The sequence below is a fragment of the Halomonas sp. MCCC 1A11062 genome, from assembly GCF_021404355.1.
GTDB lineage: Bacteria > Pseudomonadota > Gammaproteobacteria > Pseudomonadales > Halomonadaceae > Halomonas > Halomonas aerodenitrificans.
In genome coordinates this window covers 210,252-229,866 of record NZ_JABFTW010000006.1, presented here as the reverse complement: position 1 = coordinate 229,866, position 19,615 = coordinate 210,252, and the positions used below count along the sequence as shown (strand labels likewise).

At 66.6% G+C, this 19,615-nt stretch carries 24 protein-coding genes; 7 read left to right on the top strand and 17 right to left on the bottom strand.

The window, feature by feature from the left end; genetic code table 11:
- Positions 1–124 precede the first annotated feature (124 nt).
- Positions 125–1,162, top strand: a complete 1,038-nt coding sequence (gene tsaD, locus HOP58_RS09130; RefSeq protein ID WP_234260134.1) for a tRNA (adenosine(37)-N6)-threonylcarbamoyltransferase complex transferase subunit TsaD — start codon at positions 125–127, stop codon at positions 1,160–1,162.
- Positions 1,163–1,206: 44 nt separating this feature from the next.
- Here the strand turns inward: tsaD and plsY are convergent, their stop codons facing one another.
- A complete protein-coding gene (plsY, locus tag HOP58_RS09125) occupies positions 1,207–1,806 on the bottom strand; it encodes a glycerol-3-phosphate 1-O-acyltransferase PlsY (RefSeq protein WP_234252752.1) in 600 nt (199 codons plus the stop codon).
- A 130-nt stretch (positions 1,807–1,936) separates the two neighbouring features.
- Between plsY and folB the strand changes: the two genes are divergently transcribed.
- Together folB and folK are read left to right on the top strand one after the other, a co-directional pair.
- Entirely contained in the window at positions 1,937–2,302 is a 366-nt protein-coding gene (gene folB / locus HOP58_RS09120) for a dihydroneopterin aldolase (RefSeq protein WP_234252751.1), read from the top strand.
- On the top strand, positions 2,302–2,799 hold the full coding sequence (gene folK / locus HOP58_RS09115) for a 2-amino-4-hydroxy-6-hydroxymethyldihydropteridine diphosphokinase (protein WP_234260133.1): 498 nt from the start codon (positions 2,302–2,304) through the stop codon (positions 2,797–2,799). The genes folB and folK overlap by 1 nt, the downstream gene beginning before the upstream one ends.
- A gap of 37 nt (positions 2,800–2,836) precedes the next feature.
- On the opposite strand, the gene HOP58_RS09110 is transcribed toward folK, so the two are convergent.
- The 8 genes from HOP58_RS09110 to HOP58_RS09075 all read right to left on the bottom strand — a co-directional run bounded on the left by HOP58_RS09110 (position 2,837) and on the right by HOP58_RS09075 (position 10,677).
- Positions 2,837–3,976 (bottom strand): polynucleotide adenylyltransferase, encoded by a 1,140-nt coding sequence (locus tag HOP58_RS09110; RefSeq protein WP_234252749.1) that lies wholly within the window; start codon positions 3,974–3,976, stop codon positions 2,837–2,839.
- On the bottom strand, positions 3,973–4,299 hold the full coding sequence (glpE, locus tag HOP58_RS09105) for a thiosulfate sulfurtransferase GlpE (RefSeq protein ID WP_267963362.1): 327 nt from the start codon (positions 4,297–4,299) through the stop codon (positions 3,973–3,975). The genes HOP58_RS09110 and glpE overlap by 4 nt, the downstream gene beginning before the upstream one ends.
- 40 nt (positions 4,300–4,339) lie before the next feature.
- Complete coding sequence (locus tag HOP58_RS09100) at positions 4,340–5,170, bottom strand: symmetrical bis(5'-nucleosyl)-tetraphosphatase (RefSeq protein ID WP_234252747.1); 831 nt, start codon at positions 5,168–5,170, stop codon at positions 4,340–4,342.
- 66 nt (positions 5,171–5,236) lie between these two features.
- Positions 5,237–5,635, bottom strand: a complete 399-nt coding sequence (gene apaG, locus HOP58_RS09095) for a Co2+/Mg2+ efflux protein ApaG (protein WP_086508493.1) — start codon at positions 5,633–5,635, stop codon at positions 5,237–5,239.
- Positions 5,632–6,444, bottom strand: a complete 813-nt coding sequence (rsmA, locus tag HOP58_RS09090) for a 16S rRNA (adenine(1518)-N(6)/adenine(1519)-N(6))-dimethyltransferase RsmA (protein WP_234260132.1) — start codon at positions 6,442–6,444, stop codon at positions 5,632–5,634. The genes apaG and rsmA overlap by 4 nt, the downstream gene beginning before the upstream one ends.
- Before the next feature lie 26 nt (positions 6,445–6,470).
- Positions 6,471–7,520 carry a 4-hydroxythreonine-4-phosphate dehydrogenase PdxA gene (gene pdxA / locus HOP58_RS09085; RefSeq protein WP_234260131.1) on the bottom strand — a complete coding sequence of 350 codons (1,050 nt, stop codon included), beginning with the start codon at positions 7,518–7,520 and terminating at the stop codon, positions 6,471–6,473.
- A gap of 3 nt (positions 7,521–7,523) precedes the next feature.
- Positions 7,524–8,186 (bottom strand): SurA N-terminal domain-containing protein, encoded by a 663-nt coding sequence (locus HOP58_RS09080; protein ID WP_010629622.1) that lies wholly within the window; start codon positions 8,184–8,186, stop codon positions 7,524–7,526.
- A 46-nt stretch (positions 8,187–8,232) separates the two neighbouring features.
- On the bottom strand, positions 8,233–10,677 hold the full coding sequence (locus HOP58_RS09075) for an LPS-assembly protein LptD (RefSeq protein ID WP_234252744.1): 2,445 nt from the start codon (positions 10,675–10,677) through the stop codon (positions 8,233–8,235).
- A gap of 137 nt (positions 10,678–10,814) precedes the next feature.
- Here HOP58_RS09075 and HOP58_RS09070 point away from each other — a divergent pair, with 137 nt between their 5' ends.
- The 3 genes from HOP58_RS09070 to HOP58_RS09060 all read left to right on the top strand — a co-directional run bounded on the left by HOP58_RS09070 (position 10,815) and on the right by HOP58_RS09060 (position 13,007).
- A complete protein-coding gene (locus HOP58_RS09070; protein WP_234252743.1) occupies positions 10,815–11,858 on the top strand; it encodes a phosphotransferase in 1,044 nt (347 codons plus the stop codon).
- Positions 11,855–12,526, top strand: a complete 672-nt coding sequence (murU, locus tag HOP58_RS09065) for an N-acetylmuramate alpha-1-phosphate uridylyltransferase MurU (RefSeq protein ID WP_234252742.1) — start codon at positions 11,855–11,857, stop codon at positions 12,524–12,526. The genes HOP58_RS09070 and murU overlap by 4 nt, the downstream gene beginning before the upstream one ends.
- 61 nt (positions 12,527–12,587) lie before the next feature.
- Positions 12,588–13,007 carry an OsmC family protein gene (locus tag HOP58_RS09060; protein WP_010629626.1) on the top strand — a complete coding sequence of 140 codons (420 nt, stop codon included), beginning with the start codon at positions 12,588–12,590 and terminating at the stop codon, positions 13,005–13,007.
- A 78-nt stretch (positions 13,008–13,085) separates the two neighbouring features.
- On the opposite strand, the gene HOP58_RS09055 is transcribed toward HOP58_RS09060, so the two are convergent.
- The 7 genes from HOP58_RS09055 to phaR all read right to left on the bottom strand — a co-directional run bounded on the left by HOP58_RS09055 (position 13,086) and on the right by phaR (position 18,139).
- Positions 13,086–13,691 (bottom strand): DNA-3-methyladenine glycosylase, encoded by a 606-nt coding sequence (locus HOP58_RS09055; protein WP_010629627.1) that lies wholly within the window; start codon positions 13,689–13,691, stop codon positions 13,086–13,088.
- Between the two features lie 10 nt (positions 13,692–13,701).
- Complete coding sequence (gene coq7, locus HOP58_RS09050) at positions 13,702–14,346, bottom strand: 2-polyprenyl-3-methyl-6-methoxy-1,4-benzoquinone monooxygenase (RefSeq protein WP_234260130.1); 645 nt, start codon at positions 14,344–14,346, stop codon at positions 13,702–13,704.
- 176 nt (positions 14,347–14,522) lie between these two features.
- On the bottom strand, positions 14,523–14,867 hold the full coding sequence (locus HOP58_RS09045; protein WP_010629629.1) for a histidine triad nucleotide-binding protein: 345 nt from the start codon (positions 14,865–14,867) through the stop codon (positions 14,523–14,525).
- A gap of 20 nt (positions 14,868–14,887) precedes the next feature.
- The gene (locus HOP58_RS09040; protein ID WP_010629630.1) at positions 14,888–15,760 is read right to left on the bottom strand and encodes a phosphoribulokinase; all 873 of its coding nucleotides are present in this window, start codon (positions 15,758–15,760) and stop codon (positions 14,888–14,890) included.
- Positions 15,760–16,200, bottom strand: coding sequence for a thioesterase family protein (locus HOP58_RS09035; protein ID WP_010629631.1), 441 nt, complete (start codon positions 16,198–16,200; stop codon positions 15,760–15,762). Before HOP58_RS09035 ends, HOP58_RS09040 begins: the two co-directional genes overlap by 1 nt.
- Positions 16,201–16,244: 44 nt before the next feature.
- Complete coding sequence (gene purD / locus HOP58_RS09030) at positions 16,245–17,540, bottom strand: phosphoribosylamine--glycine ligase (RefSeq protein WP_234252740.1); 1,296 nt, start codon at positions 17,538–17,540, stop codon at positions 16,245–16,247.
- A gap of 122 nt (positions 17,541–17,662) precedes the next feature.
- Complete coding sequence (gene phaR / locus HOP58_RS09025) at positions 17,663–18,139, bottom strand: polyhydroxyalkanoate synthesis repressor PhaR (RefSeq protein ID WP_010629633.1); 477 nt, start codon at positions 18,137–18,139, stop codon at positions 17,663–17,665.
- 94 nt (positions 18,140–18,233) lie between these two features.
- On the opposite strand from phaR, the gene HOP58_RS09020 reads away from it, so the two are divergent.
- Positions 18,234–18,947 carry a 16S rRNA (uracil(1498)-N(3))-methyltransferase gene (locus HOP58_RS09020; RefSeq protein ID WP_234252739.1) on the top strand — a complete coding sequence of 238 codons (714 nt, stop codon included), beginning with the start codon at positions 18,234–18,236 and terminating at the stop codon, positions 18,945–18,947.
- A gap of 16 nt (positions 18,948–18,963) precedes the next feature.
- Here the strand turns inward: HOP58_RS09020 and HOP58_RS09015 are convergent, their stop codons facing one another.
- Positions 18,964–19,572 (bottom strand): ATP-dependent zinc protease, encoded by a 609-nt coding sequence (locus tag HOP58_RS09015; RefSeq protein WP_010629635.1) that lies wholly within the window; start codon positions 19,570–19,572, stop codon positions 18,964–18,966.
- Positions 19,573–19,615 lie beyond the last annotated feature (43 nt).

Here is a 19,615-nt window from a genome sequence, read left to right as displayed (position 1 = left end):
TTGTACAGCGCACGGTAGTTTAGTCGGCGATGCCAAGCTTTGCAAATTCCCGCCACACGAAGGCGGGATGGCCAGGCCCCGATTTGCTAGAATACGGCCTTCCTCTCATCATGAGCTCTGCACCATGCGCGTCCTTGGCATCGAGACCTCCTGCGACGAAACCGGCGTCGCGATCTACGACACCGAACGCGGCCTGCTGGCCGACGCTCTCTACAGCCAGGTCGCCATGCATGCCGAATATGGCGGCGTGGTACCGGAGCTGGCCTCCCGTGACCATACCCGGCGCCTGCTGCCCCTGATACAGCGGGTGCTCGACGAGGCCGGCATGCAGCGCAGCGAGCTCGACGCCATCGCCTATACCTCCGGCCCGGGGCTGGTCGGCGCGCTGATGGTGGGCGCCAGCACCGCGCACGGCATGGCTCGTGCGCTGGGCATCCCCGTGCTGGGGGTTCACCACATGGAGGGGCACCTGCTGGCACCCATGCTCGAAGAGTCGCCGCCGGCCTTCCCCTTCGTCGCCCTGCTGGTCTCCGGCGGGCATACTCAACTGGTCGAGGTACAAGGGCTGGGGCTGTATCGCCTGCTCGGCGAGTCGGTGGACGACGCCGCTGGCGAAGCCTTCGACAAGACCGCCAAGATGCTGGGACTGAGCTATCCCGGCGGCCCTCAGGTCGCCCGACTGGCCGAGACGGGCAATCCCGAGCGCTTTCGCTTCCCCCGGCCGATGACCGACCGGCCGGGCCTCGACTTCAGCTTTTCCGGGCTCAAGACCCATACCCTCACCACCCTGCGCCAGCTGGAACAGGCCGGCGAGCTCGACGACCAGGCCCGTGCCGACGTTGCCCGGGCCTTCGAGGAGGCAGTGGTCGATACCCTGACGATCAAGTGCCGCCGGGCGTTGGACGACACCGGCCTCAAACGTCTGGTGATGGCCGGTGGGGTGAGTGCCAACCAGCGCTTGCGCGAGAGATTGGCCACGGAGGTGGCGAAGCGCAACGCACAGGTATTCTATCCTCGCGGCCGTTTCTGCACCGACAACGGCGCCATGATCGCCCTGGCCGGCGCCTTGCGCCTGCAGGCCGGCGAACGCGACGAGACGGGGCACATGAAGGCGGTGCCGCGCTGGCCGATGGATACCCTGACGTCACCGGCCAGCGTCTGAACGTCCACCGCTTTGATGCAGCCAGCCGTAACAGCGACGACGCTTCAGAGCGCATGCTCGTCGCCCTTGCCCAGCCGACGTATGTTGAGCAGGTGGCGCACCAGCACCAGCAGGGTGAAGACCAGAATCACGAGTACATAGTCCGGCGCCAGCCACAGGCTGGCCAGCGGCGCGATACCGGCGCTGGCCAGCGAGGCCACCGCCGCGGTACGTACTCGCCAGGCCAGCAGTACCCACAGCGCGGCACAGCACAGCGCCACCCAGGGGGTCAGCACCAGCAGGACGCCGAAAGCGCTGGCCACCGCCTTGCCGCCACGGAAGCGATGCCAGGGCGGAAAGCTGTGCCCCAGCAACACGGCCAGCCCGACCATGCCCTGGGCCCATGGCGGCATGCCCAGCACCATGGCGAACCACAGCACCGGCATCCCCTTGGCCGCATCGAGCGCCAGCGTCGCTCCGGCAAGCCGCGGGCCGTAAAGGCGCAACACGTTCGAGAAGCCCGGGTTGCCGGAGCCTTCCCCGCGCGGATCAGCGACGCCTGCCAGCCGGCAGACCCACAGCGCGCCCAGCCAGGAACCGCTGAGATAGCCCAGCGGCACCAGACCCCATAGCGGCCACAGCTCTTCGCCCAAATCCGCCCCCATGCTCGTTCGTCATCACCATCGACGATTCTGCCAGCCCCCGCACGCCAGGGACAGCACCGCAAGCCTGTCAATCCGTCCCGACGCTCACGTACAATCGTGCCTCCTTCTTCGGCCTGTTTGGGAGCTGCACATGGATTGCGTGTTGATCGAGTCGCTGGAACTCGAGACGGTCATCGGCGTATACGACTGGGAACGCACCATTCGCCAGCGGCTGGTGCTCGACCTGGAGCTCGCCACCGACATTCGCCCGGCAGCTGCCGACGATGACCTCACCAAGACTCTCGACTACGCGGCCATCAGCCAGCGCATCCAGCGCTTCGCCGACGAGCACGACTTCGCACTGGTGGAAACCTTCGCCGAGCGTCTCGCGCAGTTGTTGATGACGGAATTTTTCGTGCCGTGGCTACGCTTGACGCTACGCAAGCCGGGCGCGGTACCGGCCGCTGCTGCGGTAGGCGTGCGCATCGAACGCGGCACACCGCCGGAGGGCGCCTGATGGCCAAGGTAAGCGTCAGCATCGGTAGCAACATCGAGCGTGAGCGTCACATCACGGCCTGCCTGGAGGCGCTTGTCGCCACCTTCGACAACCTGGCCGTGTCCCGCGTCTTCGAGAGCGTGCCCGTCGGCTTCATCGACGGACGCAACTTCTACAATCTGGTGGCAGTGTTCGACAGCGACTGGTCGGTGGGCGAGCTGCAGGCTTGGTGCAAGCGTATCGAGAGCGAGCACGGACGACGCCCGGGCACGCCCAAGTTCAGCCCGCGAACGCTGGACATCGACCTGCTGACGGTGGGCGACCTCTGCGGCGAGCACGACGGGGTCACGCTGCCACGCGACGAGATCCTGCACCACGCCTTCGTGCTGCTGCCGCTCGCCGAACTACTGCCCGACACGCTCCACCCCGAGGTCGGGCGTACCTACGCCGAACTGTGGACCGAGTTCGAGGCTGCCGATCAGCGTCTGTGGCCCGTCGAGTTCGTCTGGCGCTCCTGAGCGATGCGCCAGCAAGCCGACAGCTGAGCACATTCTCTCAGTGCCGCTCCATTTCCCGCTGCAGCACGGCCCGGCGCCGTCGGGCCAGTTCTTCGCCCAGCGCGCCGCCGCGAAAGCCCTCGGCCAGCAGCTCCCTTGCCTCGAGCCGCGACACCTCCCGCCAGGCCCGCTCTAGTCGTATGGCCAGCGCCGGCGTCTCGAGCGCCAGCAGCGCGATGAGCGGGGCCACCCGCTCGGCTCGGCGCCAGGCGTCGACACCGTCCAGCCAGGCTTTCACCGTATCGGCAACAGGCGTGTCGCTCTCGGCCAGTTGCCGGGTCAATGCGGCCTGCCACCCCAGCTCACGATAGCTGCGCGGCAGGCGCAGGCGTTCGCTCAAGGTTCGTTGGTCGGCCTCATCCAGATGCTCCACCAGGCGGGCCCAGCGCCAGCGCAACCGCTCCGCCTCGGGCAGTACATCTGGCAGGCGCGTCATGCGCTGCAACGCCTCATCGAGCTCCGCGCCGCTCCCGATGAGCTCGGGCATCAGCACCGTCAGGGCACCACAGGCATGCAGCGTACGGAAGTAGACCGCCGGTTCGGGCTCGCCCAGCGCCTTCTCGGTCTCGGTCCAGACGCGCTCGGCCACCAGGTGAGAAAGCTCGCCGCTCTCGGTCAGCTCGCGCATCAGCGCCCAGGTCTCGTCGGCGATGATGAAGCCGAGCCCGGCATAGCGGGCCAGGAAACGTGCCGTGCGCAGCACCCGCAGCGGGTCTTCGACGAAGGCCGGCGAAACGTGTCGTAAGACGCGCTCTGCGAGATCCTGCAAGCCGCCGTATGGATCGATCAGCTCGCCTTCCGGGGTCTCTGCCATGGCGTTGATGGTGAGGTCGCGACGGGCCAGATCCTCTTCCAGAGTCACATCGGGGCTGGCATGCACCTCGAAACCGGTATAGCCGTGCCCCGACTTGCGCTCGGTGCGCGCCAGCGCATACTCCTCGTGGTTGAACGGGTGCAGAAACACCGGGAAGTCACGCCCCACCGGACGAAAGCCGCGGCGGCGCATCTCCTCAGGCGTCGCTCCCACCACCACCCAATCGGTATCCACGGTAGGCCAGCCCAGGCGAGCATCGCGCACTGCCCCCCCCACGCGATAGACCTCGAGGCCTGCGATCGCCGGGTCCCGCGCTGCGCTCATGAGCCGGCACGCTCCACGCGTTCAGGCAGGCGGTACTCCCATTCGGTGAAGCCGCCGTCGAGACTGTAGACCTCGGCGAAGCCCTGCCCCGCCAGCCAAGCCGCGGCTTGCTGGCTCGAGTGGCCGTGGTAGCACACCACCACCATGGGCTGCTCGCGCGGCGCCGCCTCCAGCAGTGCCGGCACGCTGTCATTGTCGAGATGGCGGCTGCCGGGAATGCGGCCGGCAGCAAAGCTGGCCGGATCGCGGATATCGACCAGGGTGAGCGGAGCCTCGTCGTCGAGCCAGGCGGTCAGGGTATCGATGGTCAGGTGTCGAAACATGGTGCGCTCCATTCAGGTCTCGCCGGATCGCAATCCGGGTTCAGCGGCGATGACGATGGCTGGGCACTGCAATGCGCTCGCCGGTGGAAAGGTTAAGTGCGGTGAGAGTGCCGCCCCACACGCAGCCGGTATCCAGTGCCTCGACCCGCACACGGGCGCCCTCGGCATGTCCTTCCAACGCGGCCCAGTGGCCGAACAGCAGCCGCACGTCGTCGCCTCTGGGGTAACGGAACCAGGGGGCGAAACCCGTCGGGGCGCTGTCGAGCCCCTCCTTGGCACTGAAGTCGAGGCAACCGTCGGCGTCGATGAAGCGCATGCGGGTCAGCACGTTGACGATGGCACGCAGGCGGTCGATGCCATCGAGCGCGGCATGCCAGCAGGCCGGCTCGTTGCCGTACATGCGCTCCAGGAAGGCACCGCTGCGCTCGCTGCCGAGACGCTCTTCGACCTCGCCGGCCAGCTCTGCCGCCTCGTTCACCGACCATTGAGGCAACAGCCCGGCGTGAACCATCACGGTCTCGCCCTGCCCTGCGAAGTCTTCACGCACCAGCAGCGACCGCGACTGCAGCCAGTCGAGCAGCGCCTCACGGTCGGGGGCGGCAAGAATGTCGTCCAGGGTGTCCTTGCGGTTGAGCCGGGCACCGCCACGCGCCACCGCCAGCAGGTGCAGGTCGTGATTGCCGAGCACGGTGAGGGCGGCATCGCCCAGCGCCTGCGCCTCGCGCAGGCAGGCGAGCGACCCCGGGCCGCGATTGATCAGGTCACCGGCCAGCCACAGGCGGTCGCGGCCGGGGTCGAAGTCGATCTTCTCGAGCAACTCGACGAACTCGGCGTGGCAGCCCTGCAAATCTCCGACGGCATAGGCGGTCATGACACTTTCCCTTGTGCGCTTCGCGGGTTGTCCATCCGGCGCGAGGCTCACCCCGCACCACAGGCTTCAGTGTATCTGATTGGGACCGGCCAGCCGGAAGGGGGCAATGGTCACTTCGAAAGGACGCTGACTGGCGGTATCGACACAGGTGTAGGAACCTTCCATCACCCCCACCGGCCCGTCAAGGATGGCGCGACTGGTGTAGCGAAAGGTCTGCCCGGGGCCGATCATCGGCTGCTGACCCACCACGCCCTTGCCGCGCACCTCCTGCACCTTGCCGCTGCCCTGGGTGATACGCCAGTGGCGTGCCAGCAGCTGGACGCTGCGAGCCGAATGATTGTGGATCGTCACGGTATAGCTGAAGACATAGCGCGACTCCTCGTGCGAGGACTCGTCGTCGCGAAAGACGGGCTCCACGTCGACCAGCACCTCCCGCTCCAGCGGCACGTCGGAAGCCTGGTTCATGGCGTCACCTCCGTAGCAGCGAGATGATTGGCGATATGCACGAACTCCTCGACGCCCAGCGTCTGGGGCCGGCGCGCCGGGTCGATGCCCAGCGCCGCCAGCGTGTCGCCGTCCACCATCCCCTTGAGGTTATTGCGCAGGGTCTTGCGGCGCTGGGAGAAGGCCTGACGCACGACGTCGAACAGCAGCGCCTCGTTCGCCGCCGGCCAGGGCAGCTCAGCGTAAGGCGTCAACCGCACGATGGCCGAATCGACCTTCGGCCGCGGCACGAACGCCTCGGGCGGCACCGTGAACAGGTCATCGACGCGGCAGCGATACTGCGCCATCACCGAGAGACGTCCCCAGTCGGCACCGCCTGGCTCAGCAGCCAGGCGCTCGACCACCTCCTTCTGCAGCATGAAGTGCATGTCGGCGATCACATCGCCGGCTTCCAGCAGGTGGGCGATCAGCGGCGTCGAGATGTTGTAGGGCAGGTTGCCCACCACCCGTAGCGGCTCGCCGTCGCCGCGCAGCGCACGGAAGTCGAACTTCAGCGCATCGCCCTCGTGCACCACGAAGCCCGGATAGTTGAAGAACTGCACGCGCAGCCCGGGGATCAGGTCGCGATCCAGCTCGATTACCTCGAGCTGCCCGCCGGCTGATTCGATCAGCGGTTCGGTCAGCGCCCCCTGGCCGGGGCCAATCTCCACCAGCCTGTCGCCGGGGCGGGGCGCGATGGCCCGCACGATGCGGGAAATGATGCCGGGGTCACGCAGGAAGTTCTGGCCGAAGCGCTTGCGAGCGCGATGGACCGGCGGGCGCGATGCCATGCAAAGAATCCTTGTCTGTTCGTTCGTCAGGGAGTGGCCGAACCGCGGTCGGCCATGTCGGCGGCCAGTGCCACGGCGACTCGCAGACTGCCCGCATCGGCCAGACCGCGACCGGCCAGATCCAGCGCCGTGCCATGATCCACCGAGGTACGCACGATAGGCAGCCCCAGGGTGATGTTGGCGGCCTGGCCGAAGCCGGCATACTTGAGCACCGGCAGGCCCTGATCATGATACATCGCCAGCACCGCATCGACCCCGGTCAGATGGCGCGGCGTGAACAGGGTATCGGCCGGCAGCGGCCCGTCAAGCTCGAAACCCTCGTTGCGCAGGCGCGCAAGACAGGGCTCGATCACCTCGAGCTCTTCGCGCCCCAGATGCCCGCTCTCCCCCGCGTGGGGATTGAGGCCGCACACGGCAATGCGCGGCCTGGCAATGCCGAACCAGCGTGTCAGGTCCGCCTGCAGAATACGCAGGATGCGCTCCAGCCCCGCCTCGCTGATGGCGTCGGCCACCTCACGCAGGGGCAGGTGGGTGGTGGCCAGCGCCACTCTCAGCGCGGTGCTACCCTGCCAGTCGGAGCCCGCAGCATGCAGAGCGCTGTCGGTGGCCAGCATCATCACCACCTCGTCGACGCCGCAGGCATCGCGCAGGTACTCGGTGTGGCCGCGAAAGCCGGCATGGCCGGCATCGAGAATCACCCCTTTGTGCAGCGGTGCGGTAACCATGGCGCCGGCACGGCCGTCGCGACAGGCCGCAATCGCCACGTCGAGGGTTTCCAGCACATAGCCGGCATTGGCCACGGCCAGCTCACCGGGGCGGCTCGGCTCACGCAGCGCCACCGGCCACACCGGCAGCACGCCGCGCCTTGCTGGCGGCACCGGCGCCCCTGGACTTAGTTCGACCAAGTCGACCTCCAGGCGTAGCAGCGCCGCACGCTGAGCCAGCAGGGTCGGGTCGCCCACTACCACGACGCCCCCGGGCGGCGGCTCCCCCAAGGCCAGCTGCAGGCACAGCTCGGGGCCGATGCCGGCAGGCTCCCCGCTGGTCACCGCCAGCACGGGCGCGGACGGTTTCATCTATCAGCTGCCGCTGGCCAGCCGATTGTCGACGAAGGCATCGGCGCGAATCTCCTGCAGCCAGGCGTCGAGGGCTTCGTTGGCCTTGCGCTGGAACACCATCTGGCGCGCCTGCTCATGGCTCACGTTGCCGCCCTGCTGCTCGATGAAGCGCTCCACCTCACGTGTGCTGACGTTGACCCGGCCGCCGATCTGACGCTGATGCAGTTCACGCAGCAGCATCTCGCGACGGATCTCCTCGCGCACGGATGCCATGGTCAGACCATCCGCCTCCAGGGCGTCGGCGAACTGATCGAGGGTCATGTTGTTGCTCTCGGCGATCTCGCGCATCTGCCGGTTGAGCGCGGTGTCGTCGATGCTGAGGCCGGCATTGGCCGCCATCTGCAGCTGAATCTCTTCCAGGATGATCTGCTCGAGCACGTATTCGCGCAGCATCGTCTCGGGGGGCAGGGACTGCCCCTGTGCCGACAGCTGACTGCGCGCCTGCATCATGCGCTCCTCGAGCTGGCTGTGCATGATGGCCTGCTGGTTCACCACGGCCACGATACGGTCCAGGGACTGCCGCTGTACCGGCTGGAAATCCTGGGCCACAGCCGACAGCGGCAAGGCACCGAGGCACAGGACCAATCCCAGGGCGCCCAGGGTGGCGAATGGCGAAATCCGCATCTCTCTCTTTCCTCTCATATGGCTCACTTGTAGGGCATACGCACGATCAGAAGGCAGTGGCTCGGTAGCCCGGTATGGCCCGCTCGAAATAGTCGCCGGCGTCGCCACCGACACCGCCCAAGCCCTTGAATACGAAGCGCAGGAACAACCCACGCTCCGTCGTATCGTTCTCGATGCTGGCAGTGCCTTGGTCATCGACCCATTCGCGCCAGACGACTTGCAAGCCGTAGCAGCAGTCGTTCCACTGCACGCCTGCCAACTGGTCGAGCAGGCGCTCGTTGGTGTAGTCATACACGGCACGCCCGATCAGATCCACCCGGGGCGAGAGCTTCCAGGCAAACGAGAGATCGTACTCTTCGCGGTTGTAGTCGCGGAACTCGTCGTCGTCCGGCTCCACCGACGGGTCGAACCCTTGGAGTTCCCAACGGTAGCCAAGGTTCAATACGTGCCCTGCCTGGCTGCGGTAGCTCAGGTCCAGCGAGGTCCGCTCGGTACGCTGCTGGTAGTCGTCGTAGATCCACTGCAAGCGGCTGCGCCAGGCATCGTTGATCTGCCAATCGAGCCGGGTCACCAGCGATGAGCGGTCGCGGGTGGCGTTGTACCAGGATTCGAAATCCCCGCCCTGCTCAGGCGGCACCGGCAGTGTATCGGGATTACCGTCCATGTCGATATGACGATCATCGAAATAGAACGCCTGACCGATGCCGATGGCCAGCCGCTCGCGGCCGCGGTCGTCTTCCAGCAGGCGTGAGTCGACACCTACCGACAAGCGGTTGAGATCCCCCACCCGATCGGCCCCGGAGAAGCGATACGGCGACCACAGCTGATTCCACGAGAGTGCCCGCTCGCTGGTATCGAAATCGGGAAACTCACGCTGATCGCGGGCCGGCACATAGGCATAGTTGACCCGTGGCTCCAACGTCTGACGATAAGGCCGCCCGCCGAGCTCCAGCTCGCGCTCGAACACCAGCCCGCCGTCGATGGAAGTCACCGGCACCGCCCGCTGTAGCGTGGTGTCACGCTCGGTCTGGCGCTCGCCGTAGTCGAGATCATACGCGGTATAGAGCCACTCCACTCGCGGCTCCAGGTGGCCCCAGCTCTGATCGAAGCGCCAACCGGTAGCTGGCGCCAGGTGCAGACGGGTACCCACTGCAGCCTCACGCTCCCGAGACAGCGCCACTTCATTCACGTCGCGCCAGAAGTAGGTAACATTGGAGCGCCACTCCTGGTACAGCCCGCCTGGCTGCATCCAGCGAGCGTCGGCGGTGAGGCTGGGCAGACGGTAGAACGGTTTGTCGCGATCGCGCAGCGGATCGTCGAGCCGCTGGTAGCCCTGGGCACGGGCATCCAGGCGCCAGACAGCGCCGCGGTAGTCTATCTGGGCCAGGCGCGGCATGTTGCTGGGGTCGTCGCCGAAGATGCTGCCGTAGTCGTCGAAATAGCGCCCGTCGCTGGCCGCCCCATAGCGCAGGTTATAGCTCGTGCGCGTATCGAAACGCCCAGTATGGCGGTAATCGACGTACCAGCGGTCCTCGCCCTCGTAGCGCCGCGAAGCGGCACCCGGCTCGTCGGAGCCACCGCCGTCGCTGGACAGGTAGGCCCCCTCGATCTGACCGGCATCGGTGGGGAACAGATAGCGGTACTCCCCGCCCAAAAGCAGGCCGCGGTCGCTGATCCAGCGCGGCGTGAGGGTGGCGTCATGATTGGGCGCGATGTTCCAGTAGAACGGCTGGGCATAGTCCAGGGCGCCGCCGGAGAGGCCGATTTCGGGCCACAGGAAACCGGTGTGACGCCGGTCGTCGATGGGGAAACGCACCCAGGGCCAGTAGAACACCGGCACATTGCCCATCTCCAGGCGCGCGTGACGCGCGGTACCGAAGCCACTCTCGCGGTCGAGCACCAGATCGCCGGTGACCAGTTGCCACAGATTGTCGCCCGGGTCGCAGGTGGTGAAGCTGGCCGAGGTGAGCCGGAAGCGGCCATCCTCCAGCCGCTCCATCTGCATGGCATCGCCGCGCAGGTGCTGATCGTGGACCACGAAGTGCGCCGCGTCGATGCTGGCGGCATCGGTAACCAGCGAGACCTCGCCGGCCTCTCCGCGCACCAGCAGGTTGAGATCGCGCAGCGCCAACGGCCCTTCGGCAAACGCCCGCTCACGCTCGGGCGGCACGCTCACCCGCGGCGACTCGAGCTGCGTGTCGGCACGCCGCAGGATCACTTCACCGCCGAGAATGGTTTCGCCATCATCGCCGTAATAGGCGGTGTCGGACTCGCTGCGCACCTGGCCCGGCTCGTCACCGGCGGGCAAGCGATAGGCAGGCATGATGTAGACCCCGCGGCACAGCGCCTCGGCCGGACGCCCCTCGCCCCAAGGCTGCCAGTCCAGTTGCCATGCCGCCAACGGCTCGAGCGCCAGCGCCTGCGGCGCGCCCAGCGTCAGGCCGGATGTGATCAGGCTGGCCAACGCCGTTCCTGCATGTCGCTTGCCCATGGTCCCTCGATGTCCTTGGCGAAGAGAATCGGTATTATACAGACCACACCCAGCCTGTCGTATGCGCCTGATCGGTCAGCATGCGGCGGTGCCCAACGGGCGTCAACCGGCACCGTCCGAGACTGCAAGGAGCCAGCATGACCCAGGCCGACACCACGACGCGATTCGAGGCCCTGCGCCAGTGGGCCGCGGCGCAGCACGAGCTTTCCCCGGCAGCCCTCGACCTGTGCCTGGCCGCAGGAGACGCCAGCTTTCGCCGCTACTTCCGTCTGCAGCTGCCCGACGGCAGCACGCGCATGCTGATGGATGCGCCCCCACCCCAGGAGGACAGTCGTCCATTCGTCGACATCGCCCGCCGCTGGCGGGCCGGTGGCCTGCCGGTACCGGCTCTGCACGCGGTGGATCTCGACGCCGGCTTCGTCGAGCTCGACGACCTGGGCGACACGCCGCTGCAGCTGCGCTTCGCCGACGACGAGCATGCCGACACCCTGGCCTGGCATGAACGCGCCCTGGCCCTGATTCATGAGCTGCAGAATCGCGCCGGTCCCGATATGCTGCCGGTCTACGACGAGGCGCTGCTGGGCCGCGAGCTGGACCTCTTCCCCGAGTGGTGCCTGACGCAATGGCTGGGCGATAGCGCCCTACCGCCCGGCTGGGCCGAGCTGCGTGAGGCGCTGATCGCCTCCGCCCTGGCGCAGCCGGTGGTCACGGTGCATCGCGATTTCGATGCCATGAACCTGATGGTGCACGACGAGACGCTCTACCTGATCGATTTCCAGGACGCCGTGGCCGGCCCCATCACCTACGACCTGATCTCGCTGCTGCGCGGGCGCTACTGCCGCTTCCCGCCCGCGCGCTTCGCGCGTTGGGTCGAGGCCTTTCGCCAGCGGGCAGTTCACGACGGCCGCCTGCCCGGCTCCACCGGCAGCGATACCTTCCAGCGCCAGGCCCAGGCCATGGCCGCCCAGCGCGCGCTCAAGGTGCTCGGCATCTTCTGTCGCCTGACCCTGCGCGATGGCCGTAGCGGCTATCTCGAACGTCTGCCGCACTTCCTCGGCCATCTCGAGGCCAGCCTCGTCGACCTGCCCGAACACGCAGCCTTCCAGCGCTGGCTGGCGGAGCGCCTGCGCCCCACCCTGACCCAGCGGCTGGCCGCCGGCACCGGCCCGGAGGCGACATGAAGGCCATGATCCTGGCCGCCGGGCTCGGCAAACGCATGCGCCCATTGACCGACCATTGTCCCAAGCCGCTGCTGCCGGTAGCCGGCAAGCCGCTGATCGTGCACCACCTGGAACGTCTGGCGGCCGCCGGTATCGACGAAGTGGTGATCAACGTCAGCTATCGCGCCGAGCAGATCATCGGCGCCCTGGGCGATGGTCGACAGTTCGGCGTACGCATCGCCTGGAGCCGTGAAACGCAGCCGCTGGAGACCGGCGGCGGCATTCGCCAGGCGCTGCCGCTGCTGGGCGACGCGCCCTTCCTGCTGATCAACGGCGACGTCTGGTGCGAATTCGACCCCTCGACACTTCCCGTCCTGGGGCGCGATCTGGCCCACCTGGTGCTGGTCGACAATCCCGCTCACCACCCCGGCGGCGATTTCCATCTGGACGCCGCGGGGCGGGTCCACGCCGAGGGCGAGCCACGCCTGACCTTCGCCGGGCTCAGCCTGCTCGACCCGGCCCTGGTGGCCGACCGGGCACCGGGTGAGTTTCCCCTGGCCCCCCTGCTGCGTACGGCGATGCGTGCCGGCCGCGTTGGCGGCACCCACCATCGCGGACGCTGGGTCGACGTGGGTACCCCCGAGCGCCTGGCCGAGCTGGAGCGGGAGCTGGTCAGGCGGCAGGGCTGAGCCGAGCGCCGCACAGTGGTAAGCTCTCCGACATGAACGTATCGACAAGGAAACCTTGCTCATGAAAGCCAGCGTCAAGTGGACCGATGGCCGTCAGTTCGTCGCCGAATCGGGTAGTGGTCACAGCGTGGTGATCGATGGCCCGCCTGACCACGGCGGACGCAATACCGGCCCGCGCCCGATGGAAATGCTGCTGATGGGCATGGGCGCCTGCACCTCCTTCGACGTGCTGGAGATCCTCGAGAAGTCGCGCGCCCCCGTGAGCGACTGCGTGGCGACCATCGAGGCCGAACGCGCCGATGCCGTGCCAGCCGTCTTCACCAAGATCCACATCCACTTCACCGTCAGCGGCCGCAACCTCAAGGAGAGCCAGGTCAAGCGCGCCGTGGAGCTGTCGGCCGAGAAATACTGCAGCGCTTCGATCATGCTGGCCAAGGGTGGGGTAGACGTTACCCACTCCTACAGCATCATCGACGACTAGCAGCACCGAGACTGAGCCCCCATACAGACGAAGGCCCGCCTGGCGGGCCTTTTCTGGTTCCAAACGGATAGCCAAGCGCTAGCCAGGCGGCGAGTCGACATGCCGCCACAGGTATAGGGCAAGGTAGGAGCGATGGGGGGCAAAACGCATGGCGGTTCGCAGCGTCTTGCGCCGCGGGCTGGTAAGACGCTCGAGGGTCTTGCGCGCCGTCACGTCGCCTTCCGGCCAGACGTCAGGCTCGCCGAAGTAGAAGATCGACAGCATGTCGGCGGTCCATTGCCCCACACCCCATAGTGCGGTCAGGTGCCGCGAGCGTTCGACATGGTCCAGACCTCGCAGCGCGTCGGCTTCGAGCCGACCGGCGCGGGCCTCTTCGGCAATCAGGCACAGCGCTCTGGCCTTGGCCCCCGACAGGCCGCAGCCACGCAGCACCTCCTGGTTCGGCTCGAGGAAAAATTCCATCAGCGGCGTCTCGCCCGCCGCATCGACGACCCGCGCCCAGATCGAGCGCGCCGCCTTTACCGAAAGCTGCTGCCCAGCGATCGAACGGCACAGGCGCTCCGCCAGCGGCTGGCCGTCGTCGGCGCGCAGTACCAGCGGCCCACCGCGCTCGATGGCCTCGGCGAGCAGTGGACTCAACTGGCTGGCGACTTCGATACAGCGCCGATGGATCTCGTCCGACATCGCGACGTGCTCAGATTCGATAGACGCTCTTGGTCATCACCTTCGACATCAACGACATGCCGAATTTGATCGGCGCCGGGAAGCGTGCCCCGCCGGCTTCCAGCGCCAGTTGGGCGTGATGCGCCTCGTCGATGGCCATCTGACGCAGCACGGCACGCGAGCGGTGGTCGCCCGCTGGCAGTTTGACCAGGTGATCCTCCAGATGCTTGCCCACCTGCTCCTCGGTGGCGGCGACGAAGCCCAGGCTGATGCGGTCGCCGATGGCGCCCGCCACCGCCCCCAGGCCGAAGGAAGCCGCATAGAACAGCGGATTCAGCACGCTGGGGTGACTGTCGAGCTCTTGCAGCCGCTCGTCGCACCAGGCCAGATGATCGATCTCTTCCTGGGCGGAGTGCTCCATCTGACTGCGCACTTCCGGCAGCTTGGCGGTGCAACCCTGGCCCTGATAGAGCGCCTGGGCGCATACCTCACCGGTATGATTGACCCGCATCAGCCCGGCGGCATGGCGCCGCTCCTCGGCGCTCATGTCGTCGTCCTGGATGTCCGCGGTGGCCGGCGAGGGGCGCGAGGGGTGAGCTGCATGGGGGATCAATGTGCGCAGCACGGTATCGAACTGGTGGACCAGATTGTCGGCCGGAGAGTAGTTACGGTTCATGTCTCTTTTCCCTTTGCGCCGCCTTCCTGAGCTCGTCAGGGTGCGGTGTGCTCGTTTCGCGCCCGGAAACCTGTCGGCTATTACGACAGCGCCACCCATGGGGTGGCGCTGATGAAATTGGATGCACCTGATGCGTCGCACGCCTCGACGCGCGCGGATGGACCGCAGAGCGCCGGCTAGCCAGCCGGCCAAGTAAAGCGACGACCGCCCATCAGGTGCATATGAATATGATAGACCGTCTGCCCGCCCTGGTCATTGCAGTTCATCACCACCCGGTAGCCGTCATCGGCAAAGCCCCGCTCCCGGGCCAGATGGGCCGCCACGACCGGCAGCCGGCCGACCAGGGTCTGGTCTGCCTCCTCGAGGTCGTTGAGAGTGGCGATATGGCGCTTGGGAATGATCAGGACATGGGTCGGCGCTTGGGGATTGATGTCGTTGAACGCCAAGACCTGGTCATCTTCGAAGACGATATCGGCAGGGATCTCGCGCTTGACGATCTTGCAGAACAGGCAGTCTTGCATCGGACGTGCTCCCTTGCGTATTACCGAAAACGCCGCTGCGCCAGCAGATGGCGCACCAGCGGCGCCAGGATGAGCTCGATGGCCAGTGACATCCTCGCCCCGGGCACCACCAAAGTGTGCGGACGGCTCATGAAGGAGTCCTGGATCATCGCCAGCAGCCAGGGAAAATCCACCGTCGAGGGGTCACGGAAGCGAATCACCACGAACGATTCGGCGTCGTTGGGGATGTCCTGCACCTCGAACGGATTGGAGGTATCCACCGTGGGTACCCGCTGGAAGTTGATGTGGGTGCGCGAGAACTGCGGCTGAATGTAGCGCACGTAGTCGTTCATGCGACCCAGAATGGTGTCGATCACCGCCTCCTGGGAGTAGCCGCGCAGCTTGATGTCGCGGTCGATCTTCTGAATCCACTCGAGATTCATGGTCGGCGCCACCCCCACCAGCAGATCCACGTGGCGGGCGATATCGTGCCCCGACGTCACCAGCCCGCCGTGCAATCCCTCGTAGAACAGCAGGTCGGTGCCGCAGGGCAGCGGCTGCCATTCGGTGAAGGTGCCCACCTGATGGCCCGCCTCGATCATCTGCTTGTCTTCGGCATGAATGTAGTGCCGGTAGGTCCCGGTGCCATGCTCGCCGTACTCCAGGAACAGCGCTTCGAGACGGTCGAGCAGATTGGCCTCCACGGCAAAGTGGGAGAGCTGATTCTTGCGCTCGGGCTCTTCGCGGAAGATGCGCGCCAGCTCCTCGCGGGTATAGCGATGGAAGGCATCGCCATCGACGAAGGCCGCATGCACGTCCTCGCGGGCGAACATGCGCTCGAAGGTGCGTTTCACCGTAGTGGTGCCGGCCCCGGAGGAGCCGGTCACGGCGATGATGGGATATTCCCGCGACATCAGGCGCTCTCCGCTCCGACAAAGGCCTGCCGTACGGCATCGGGCAGCGCGACGCTGCGCCCCTGGGCCGGGTCCAACAGCACCAGGTTGAGGCGCGCCGTGGCTACCGGCCGGCCGCCTTCGGCATGCCGTACCCGATGATAGACCACGATAGCCTGGCTGGCCGGCTCCGGAATGGCTGTCTCCACCACCAGCGCATCCGGCCAGCGGGCCTCGGACTGGTACTGCACGGCGAGGTCGACCACCACGCTGGGAAAGCCGCCCATGTCCCACTCGGTGAGACCAAGGGCGCCGAAGGCCTGTATGCGCGCCTCATGCAGCAGCGATACCAGCGTATCGTGCCCCAGGTGTCGACCATAGTTCATGTCGGTGACGCGTACCGACAGCGGCTGCCTGTGCACGATGGCGGAATCGGGAAATGCCAGCTTGATGCGCTCCATGCTCACTCCCTGACTGTCGTTGCGGTAGATACAGGAGGCCGTGATCAGCCCTCCTGACGCTCCCGGGCAATGGCACGGTAGGCGATGTCGCGGCGGAACTGAACGCCGTCCCAGTGAATCGCCGCCACGCCTTGGTAGGCCAGATCGCGAGCCTTGGACACGCCCTGTCCCAGCGCGGTGACGCACAGCACACGCCCGCCGCTGGTCACGATACGCCCCTGGTCGTCCTCGGCGGTACCGGCATGGAAGACCTTGCAACCGGTCGCCTCTGCGGCGTCGAGCCCAACGATGGCGTCACCCTTGCGATAGCTGCCGGGATAACCGCCGGCGGCCAGTACCACGCCCACCGCAGCATGCGGGTCCCACTCGCAGGTGTGGCCGGCGAGCTCGCCCCGCGCCCCGGCCAGGCACAGCTCGGCGAGATCGGAGCGCAGACGCAGCATGATCGGCTGAGTCTCGGGATCGCCGAAGCGGCAGTTATACTCGATCACCTTGGGATTGCCCTCGGCGTCGATCATCAGGCCGGCATAGAGAAAACCGCTATAAGGGTGGCCCTCGGCAGCCATACCGTGAACGGTGGGCATGATGACCTGCTGCATGATGCGCTCGTGCACGCTCTCGGTTACCACCGGCGCTGGCGAATAGGCGCCCATGCCGCCGGTGTTGGGGCCGGCATCGCCATCCAGGGCGCGCTTGTGGTCCTGGCTGGTGGCCATGGGCAGCACGGTAGTGCCATCGACCATGACGATGAAGCTCGCCTCTTCACCTTCGAGGAACTCCTCGATCACCACCCGCGCACCGGCATCGCCGAAGGCATTGGCCTCGAGCATGTCGCGTACCGCCGCCTCGGCCTCGGCCAGGGTCATGGCCACGATCACGCCCTTGCCTGCGGCCAGGCCGTCGGCCTTGATCACGATCGGTGCGCCCTGCTCGGCCAGGTAGACGAGCGCCGGCTCGACCTCGGTGAAGGTGCGATAGGCCGCGGTGGGAATGGCGTGGCGGGCGAGGAAATCCTTGGTGAAGGACTTCGAGCCCTCCAACTGAGCAGCCCCCTGGGTCGGCCCGAAGATGGCCAGCCCGGCTTCGCGGAAGCGATCCACCACGCCTTCGACCAGCGGAGCCTCGGGACCGACGATGGTCAGCTCCACGCCCTCGTCGCGGGCAAAGGCCAACAGGCGCTCCAGCTCGGTCGCCTCGATGGCAACGTTGATCAGCCCGGGCTCGTGGGCGGTACCGGCATTGCCGGGAGCCACGAATACCCGCTCGACAAGGGGCGACTGGCCGATTTTCCAGGCCAGGGCATGTTCGCGGCCACCGCCGCCGATGATCAAAACCTTCATCCGCTTGCTTTTCCTGTTTCGTACCGATCAGGCCCGACCATGCGGCGAACCTGGCATTCGGCTATAAGACGTCGCGGCATTATGGCAGAAAGCGGCCCCGGACGCCGCCCCGCGCAGCCTGCCTACTTGTCGTCTTCCTTGTCCGAGCTGTCCTTCGGCTCCGGCTTGCCCGGCTGTCCCTGGCCGATCGCCTGCTGCCAGAAGCGCATGTTCTCCTCGGCCATTTCGCGCATTAGCTCCATGGGCGAGTGGCGCATCGCCTGCTGCCACTGATCCTGCATGCGCTTCTGCTGCTCGAGCATCAGTTGGGTGCCCTGCTCCAGATAACGGGCCAGCGGCAGCGGCTGTGCCATGTCATAGACACGGATAAACTGGGCCAGCAGATCGTTGGAAAAGACCTCGGCCTCACCGTCAGCCTGCTCCTGCTCGATGATGATCGACAGCAGAATGGTACGGGTCAGGTCCTCACCGGACTTTGCATCCTCGACGCGGAACGGCTCCTCGTCGAGAATCAGGCGCCGCAGATCTTCCAGCGTTACATAGCGGCTCTGTTGGGTATCATAGAGCCTGCGGTTGGCATACTTGCGAATCACGCGCACGACGGCACTCCTTATGGGAAAGGCAGGTTTGCCCTTGGCTGCTATTGTGCACCGCGCTACCGCCCTTGCAAATCGAAGCGACAAACGAGGCCCGATGAACCTGATTCTGCTGGCTCCGGAAGATATCCGGCACGACCGCCTGGCGTGCTTGCGCGACCCGCGCCGCCTGCGTCACCTGAAGGAAGTGCATCGCGCCCGGGTCGGCGACGTCCTGGCCCTGGGCATACAGGGCGGCGGCATCGGTCGCGGTGAGCTCACGCTGCTCTCCGACGATGAAGCCCGCTTTACGCTCGAGGCGCTCGACACGCCCCCGCCGCCGGCGCTGCCGGTGCACCTGGTGCTGGCCCTGCCGCGCCCGCGCATGCTGGCCAGAAGCCTCGAGCATGTCACCGCCATGGGGGTGAAACGGATCACCCTGCTGCATACCCGTCGGGTGGAGAAGAGCTACTGGCAGTCGCCGGAGCTCGAGCCGGCGAAGATTCACGAGCACCTGGTGCTGGGCCTCGAGCAGGCGCGGGACACGGTACTGCCCGACGTCAGCGTGGCCAAGGGCTTTCGCCCCTTCGTCGAGGAGCGGCTACCGCTGCTGCTCGACGGCCGCCGCGGGCTCGTCGCCCACCCGGGCATGCCCAATCCCTGCCCCACCGGCCTGAGCGAGCCCTGCGTGCTGCTCATCGGGCCCGAGGGCGGTTTCATCCCGTATGAGGTGGAGCGGCTGCTCGAGGCGGGCTGCGAGGGCATCCATCTTGGCCCCCGCATCCTGCGGGTGGAAACCGCCGTGGTCGCCCTGCTCGCCCGGCTGTTCTGATGCCTGGCAGGCAGAATCAGGCCTCGTCGTCCTCGACATCGTCGTCCTCGATGTCGCCCTCGTCCTCGCCCTCGTAGCGCATCACCTCAGCATCGTCGCCGCAGTCGGGCGAATTGAGGAAGGTGCGAGTGACGTCGAGCAGGCCCAGATGGCCGATGGTGCGCCTACCCAGCAGCAGCGGGTAGTGCATCTCTTCCCGGTCACGCAGGCTAAACTGCTCCTCGTGGATGGTATCGCCCATGCAGATCTTCATCAGCACCACCGGACGCTCGTCGCGACCGCCGGCCCCGCGCACGCGAATGTCGCGGTAGAGCGGCAGCTCCAGGCTCTCCTCGAACGGCTCGCCGCTGGCCTCATCGGTCAATTCCAGGCGAAAGCGCACCCACTCCTCGCCGTTCTTGTCGAAGGTCTCGATATCGCGGGCATCCAGAGAAGAGGTCAGGGCGCCGCTGTCCAGCTTGGCCTTGACTTCGACCCCCCAGGGTTCGAGCGTACTCTTCTCGACCCAGCCGTACACGACCGGCTCCTCTGCCATGGCCGGCCCCGCCAGCAACAGCGCGCCCACCGTTGCCAATAGCCGGTTACGCAACTTTCGAGCCGAATCTTTCCGGTACACTCTCTTCATGACGATAGCTCCTTTGTCGTCGATGCTCAGTCTGCCGCGGCAT